This is a genomic window from Geomonas sp., assembly GCF_035254065.1.
Taxonomy (GTDB): Bacteria; Desulfobacterota; Desulfuromonadia; order Geobacterales; family Geobacteraceae; genus Geomonas.
In genome coordinates this window covers 1-5920 of the sequence record NZ_DATFBA010000237.1, presented here as the reverse complement: position 1 = coordinate 5920, position 5920 = coordinate 1, and the positions used below count along the sequence as shown (strand labels likewise).

Here is a 5920-nt window from a genome sequence, read left to right as displayed (position 1 = left end):
GCTGTTGATGTCGGCGTTGTTCCCTTCGCCGCCGCGCGCGCCGTCGGCGCCGTAGGAGGTGAGGTCGTAATCGCCGTGCTCACCGGGGGAGAGGTAGACGTAGTCGTTACCCCAGGGATCTTTGGGGATGGTCTTGCTTTCCAGGTACCCTTCGGCGCGGTAGTTTGCCGGGACCTTGCCGGTGGTCGGCTTGCTGACCAGCGCCTGCAGCCCCTGCTCCGTGGCGGGGTAGCTGCCGTTGTCGAGCTTGTACATTTTTAGCCCGGTCTCGAAGTTCCTGATCTGCACCTTTGCGTCGGTTTTCTTGGCGTCGTCGCTCCTGCCGATGATCTTGGGCGCGACCACGGCGGCCAGGATGCCCAGGATGACGATGACCACCATCAGTTCGATAAGAGTGAAGCCGCGGTTTCCCTTCAACTGTTTAAACATTGCTGACCTCTCTGTGGTTGTTGTGTTACTTGACCAGTTCGTTCATCTGCATGATCGGTAAAAGTACCGCCATCACCATGAAGCCGATGGCAAGCCCCATCCCCAGGATGAGCATCGGTTCGAGGAGCGCCATCGACCTGGTCACCGAGGCGTTGAACTCGTTCTCGAAGGCCTCCCCCGCCTTGATCAGCATGCGGTCGAGCTCGCCGCTCTTCTCGCCCACCGCCGCCATGTGGGTGAGCAGCGGCGGAAAGAGCGGGCTCGATTTCAGGGCGGCCGACAGGCTCCCCCCCTGGATCAGGCTTTCGCGGGCCCCGGCCAGGAAGGTCTTGTACTCCCGGTTGACCACGGCCTCGCCGGTGATTTCCATGGACTTGATGATCGGCACTCCGCTCTGCAGGAGCAGGCCGAGCACCTTGGTGAAGCGCGAGAGCACCAGCCGTCGCCAGAGCTGCCCGAAGACCGGCAGCTGCAGCAAGAGCCGGTCCCGCTTCTTGAGGAACTCCTCATTCCGGGAGAGCTTCTTCATCCCGTACAAGAGGGCGATCGCGGCCGCGATCAGCGCCCACCACCCTTTCCTGACCAGGGTGCTGACCTTGATGAGGACGATGGTGATGAAAGGAAGGGTCGCCTTGTTCTGCTCGAAGACGGTGACGATCTTGGGGACCACCACCGCCAGAAGGACCAGCATCACCAGGGTGCCGACCACCACCATGATGGCGGGATAGACCAGGGCGGTGATCACCCGGCTGCGTACGGCAGCCTGTCCCTCCTGGAACTCGGCCAGCCGCTCCAGCACCACTTCCAGGGCGCCGCTCGCCTCGCCTGCGGCCACCATGCCGACGTAGCTCTCGGAGAAGACCGCCGGCTCGGCGGAGAGCGACTGAGCCAGTCCCTGACCTTCGGCCAGCCGGTCGCGTACCCGCCCGAGCACCCGCTTCAGCTCGCCGGCCGGCTCCTGTTCCCACAGGGTGGCGACCGCCTCGTACACCGGGACCGCGCTCCCCAGGAGCGTGGCGAGCCGCCGGGTGGCCAGCGAGAGGTCCTCGACGCTCACCCCCGTTTTCAGCCGCCATTTGCTCCCTGCCTCGGCGGCGGGGGCGATCTCCTTGGCGTACAAACCCTTCTGCTTGAGCTGTACCCGCGCATCGTTCAGGGTGGCCGCGTCGACCGTCCCCGAGACCTCGGTACCTCCGGCGTTGAAGGCGCTATAGCGAAAGGTCGGCATAGTCCTCCTGGGTTACCCTCAGGACCTCCTCGATGGTGGTGAGCCCGTGCGCCGCCTTTTCCAGGCCGTCTTCCCGCAGGGTGCGCATACCCTTGGAGATGGCGTACTCCTTGATGGCGCCGGAGGAGGCCTGCCGGATGATCATCGAGCAGATCTCCGAATCGACGGGGAGCAGTTCATAGATCCCCATGCGACCCATGGTGCCGAGGTTGAAGCACTTGTCGCAGCCGCGCCCGCGATAGAGCAGCGGCGGCAGCTCCACGCCGGGGTAGGCGCGGTCCGGCACGTAGGATTCCTTGCAGTACGGACAGATCACCCTGACCAGCCGCTGGGCCAGCACGGCGGAGAGCGAGGAGGCCACCATGAACGGCTCGATTCCCATGTCGATCAGGCGGGTGACGGCGGTGGCGGCGTCGTTGGTGTGCAGGGTGGAGAGCACCAGGTGGCCGGTGAGCGAGGCCTGCATGGCGATCTCGGCAGTCTCCGCGTCGCGGATCTCGCCGATCATCACGATGTCCGGGTCCTGCCTGAGGATGGAGCGCAGGCCGGAGGCGAAGGTGAGCTCGATCTTGGGATTCACCTGGATCTGGCCGACCCCCTTCAGCTGGTACTCGATCGGGTCCTCGACGGTGATGATGTTCTTCTCGGGCGAGTTGATCTGGTTGAGGGCCGCGTAGAGGGTGGTGGACTTGCCGCTGCCGGTGGGTCCGGTGACCAGGATGATGCCGCTGGTGCGGGCGAGCAGCCGGTTCATGTAGGCGTCGTCCCGCTCGCCGAGGCCGATCTCCTTAAGCGACAGGATGCCGCGCTGCTTGTCCAGGAGCCTCAGCACCACCCGTTCACCGAAGAAGGTGGGGATCAGGGAGACGCGGATGTCGACGTCGCGGCCGGCCACCTTGACCTTGATGCGGCCGTCCTGCGGGAGCCGCTTTTCGGCGATGTTCAGGCCGGACATGATCTTGACCCTGGAGGTGAGCGCCTCCTGGATCACCTTGGGGGGGGAGAGCATCTTGTAGAGGATGCCGTCGATCCGGAAGCGGACCTCCAGCTCCCGCTCGAACGGCTCGATGTGGATATCGCTCGCCCGCTCCTTGACCGCCTGGAAGAGGATGGAGTTCAACAGCCGGATGACCGGCGCCTCGTCGGTGAGCTCCATCAGGTCGCGCGGCTCGTTGAAGGAGGTGGCCAGGGTGGAGAGTTCCTCCCCTTCCAGTTCCTCCACCACCTCCTGGGCCGAGCCGGAGAGCTTGGAGTAGATGCGGTTGACGGCGTCCAGAAGCGCCGGGCGCGGCACCACCACGATGGATACCGGCTGGCCGAAGAGCCCCGCCATCTCGTCAACCGCCAAGAGGTTGGCCGGATCGGCGCTGGCGGCCACGATGCCGCTTTCCTCTTCGTGGAGCGGCAGGATGAGGTTGTTGCGTGCGAAGTTCAGGGGGAGCTTTCCGACCAGCCCGCTGTCCACCTTGCTGTCGTCGATCTCCGTCTGGAACGGCAGCCCCAGCCGGCTGGCGACTTCCTGTATATTGATAATTTCTGGCATAAGGTCCTGAAATCAGTTCGGGTTCTAGGTTAACGGCAAGATCTTCAGTGTACGCTATCCGCTATTTTTTCGCCACCGCCGCCCATTTTGCTGGGCACTCCCCCCTGTCCCGTGTTGTCGTTCCTTTGCATCTTGCACCTTCCCGTTTCCACTTTTCATCACTCCCCCTCGCCCCTTGAGGGAGAGGGCAGGGGTGAGGGCGGGACTTTTCGGAAGGCCGGGGCAACCCTCACCCGGCCTGCGGCCACCCTCTCCCCTAAAGGGGCGAGGGGATGACAGCTCGTCGGCGAAGCCGTGCTAGCCTGCGGCCGTTACTGCGCGTTGATCGACTGCTCAACGTTCATCGGCGCGTCGCTGGTGATCGTGTTGGTGAACACGTTCTTGCCGTTGGCCGAGGTCTCCGCCATGTCCAGCGCGTTCTTGATGATCTTGGGGGTCAGCATGATCAGCAGGTTGGTCTTCTCGCGGCTGGTGTTCTTGGTCTTGAACAGCCAGCCCAGCCCCGGGATGCTCCCCAGCAAGGGGATCTTGCTTTCGGTGACCTGGTCGATGTCCTGGATCAGCCCGCCGATCACCACGGTGTCGGTGTTCTTCACCACCACCGTGGTCTTGGCGGAACGCTTGGTGGTGCCGAGGTTCTGGTTGGTGGCGGTGCCGAAGTTCTTGACGGCGGAGATCTCCTGGTAGAGCTCCAGCTTGATGTACTCCCCCTCGCTGATCTGCGGCTTGATCTTCAGGATGATACCGGTGTCCTTCCTCTCGATGTTCTGCTGCGAAATGCCGGTGGAGGTCAGGTTGGTGCCGGACACGAAAGGCACGTTCTCCCCCACGAAGATCTCGGCCTCCTTGTTGTCGGTGGTCATGATATTGGGGGTAGAGAGGATGTTGAGCGCACCGTTGGTCTGCAGCGCCTGGAGCACCACCGGGAAGTTGGCGGCGCTCCCCAGCAGGTTCAGGTTGCTGATCGAGACGCCGGCGCCGGTCAGCGCGGTGAGGGTGCTACCGAGGCTTTGGAAGGTGTTGAACGGGTCGAAGCTCGCGGCGGTGGATACCGTACCGTTGGAGGCCCCGCCCAGGAAGCCCCACTGCACGCCGAGCGCGTTGGTCTTGTTGATGGAGACCTCGGCGATCATCGCCTGCACGAAGACCTGCCGGCTGCGGCGGTCGAGTTTCTGGATCACCTGCAAGAGGTTCTGGTAGTCGGTGGGCGAGGCCACGATGACCAGGGAGTTGGTGGACTTGTCAGGGGTGATGTTGATCTTGGAGCCCCCTTCGAAGATGCTCTGCTGGGGGGCGGCGGCCCCCGGAGCAGCCGGTGCCGCCGTGGTCGCGGTCCCTTTCACCAACCCGTCCAGCACCTTGGCCACCTCGGTGGCGTCGGCGTTTTCCAGGTAGTAGACGTTCACCTTGCTGCTGGTGGTGGGGGGGACCACGTCGAGCAGGGTCACCAGGTTCCTGACGTCGCGCTTGTCCTTCTCGGAGCCGAACACGATCAGGGCGTTCAGCCTGGCGTCCGAGATCACACTGGTGCCGCCGGCGCCGGCCGGTGCCGCGGTGCCTGCCGCAGTTGCCCCGACCTTGGCGGCGCGGCCTCCCAGCCAGTCCCTGACCACGCTGACCACGCTATCGGCCGAGGCGTTCTTCAGGAAGACCAGCTCCGGCTTCTCTCGCACCTGGTCGGTGTCCACATACTTCAGGATGGCGAGGAGCTTGTTCATGTTGAGGGCGGAGTCGACCACCAGCAGCATGTTGCCGTTGCCCAGGGCGCTGATCTGGCCGTCCTTGGAGATGAGCGGCTGCAGGGTGGTCACCGCTTCCTGTGCGGAGATGTGGGAAAGCGGGATGACGCGGGCCTGGTAAGTGTCATTCACCACCGTCCGCTCGCCGTCCGGGATCACCTTCATGGCCGACTGCTTGGCAGAGCTGGTCGGCACGATCTTCATCACCTTGCCGGCCGGCACCACCGTGAACCCCTTCAGTTCCAGGACCGAGGTGAAGACGTTGTAGGCCTCCTCGTTGGAGAGCTTGGTCGGGGAGAAGATGGAGATCTTACCCTTGACCCGGTCGTCCATGACGAAGTTCTTCCCGGTGAGGTCGCTGATGAACTTCACCATGGTCGAGATGTCCACGTCCGTGAAGTTCAGCACCACCCCCTTGGCGAAGACCAGGGTGGGAGCCGCCAACAGAAACATCAGCATAGCAAAGGTGCGCGCAAGTCGTATCTTCAATTGAAGCTCTCCTCCGGTGGGCATTTCACCGAATATCATAGTTGAAAGTGGTAGGCTGTCCGTCGCGGATCAGGTCGAGCTTGATGCGGCTTTGCCCCTTCAGGGAGGCGAAGGACTGGATCGCCTTCTCCGGGGAGTCGATCGGGAAATCGTTGATCCTCAAGAGCACGTCGCCGTTTCGGATGCCGATGGTGCCGAAGATCCCCTGCGGCTTGACCTCGGAGACCCGGAACCCTTCGACCTTGCCGTCCTTCACGCTGGGGAGCAGGCGCGCGTCGGTCATCGCCTGCCCGATGTTGTCCAGCGCCGCGTTCAGTGCGCGCTGGTCGACCACGTAATTTCCCGCGCTGGTCTGGGCGGCGAGGCCGCCGGGCTGCGCCGGCGCCGCGGCCTGGGCGGGTGCGCTGGCCGCGGCCGCCGCCGCGGTCGGTGTCAGGATCTTGACCCTGCGCCCGTTCACCAGGATCTCGGCCACGTCCTTCTTCACGGAGA

5 protein-coding genes are annotated in these 5920 nt (G+C 63.9%); all 5 read right to left on the bottom strand.

Translation table 11 applies throughout. The annotated features are described in order from the left end of the window. Positions 1–429, bottom strand: a 429-nt coding sequence (gspG, locus tag VJ604_RS11145; RefSeq protein ID WP_324082501.1) for a type II secretion system major pseudopilin GspG, incomplete at its 3' end; no start/stop codon positions are given. 25 nt (positions 430–454) lie between these two features. Next, positions 455–1657: a type II secretion system inner membrane protein GspF gene (gene gspF / locus VJ604_RS11140; protein WP_324082499.1), complete on the bottom strand. Its 1203-nt coding sequence runs from the start codon at positions 1655–1657 to the stop codon at positions 455–457. Then, complete coding sequence (gene gspE, locus VJ604_RS11135; RefSeq protein WP_324082497.1) at positions 1638–3200, bottom strand: type II secretion system ATPase GspE; 1563 nt, start codon at positions 3198–3200, stop codon at positions 1638–1640. Before gspE ends, gspF begins: the two co-directional genes overlap by 20 nt. Positions 3201–3511: 311 nt before the next feature. Then, entirely contained in the window at positions 3512–5398 is a 1887-nt protein-coding gene (gspD, locus tag VJ604_RS11130) for a type II secretion system secretin GspD (RefSeq protein ID WP_324082503.1), read from the bottom strand. A gap of 55 nt (positions 5399–5453) precedes the next feature. Then, positions 5454–5920: PDZ domain-containing protein (locus VJ604_RS11125; protein ID WP_324082495.1), on the bottom strand; the 467-nt coding region annotated here is incomplete at its 5' end.

Coding starts and splice junctions, on each gene's coding strand:
- gspF (WP_324082499.1), bottom strand. CDS start 1,657: ATGCCGACCTTTCGCTATAGCGCCTTCAACGCCGGAGGTACCGAGGTC.
- gspE (WP_324082497.1), bottom strand. CDS start 3,200: ATGCCAGAAATTATCAATATACAGGAAGTCGCCAGCCGGCTGGGGCTG.
- gspD (WP_324082503.1), bottom strand. CDS start 5,398: ATGCTGATGTTTCTGTTGGCGGCTCCCACCCTGGTCTTCGCCAAGGGG.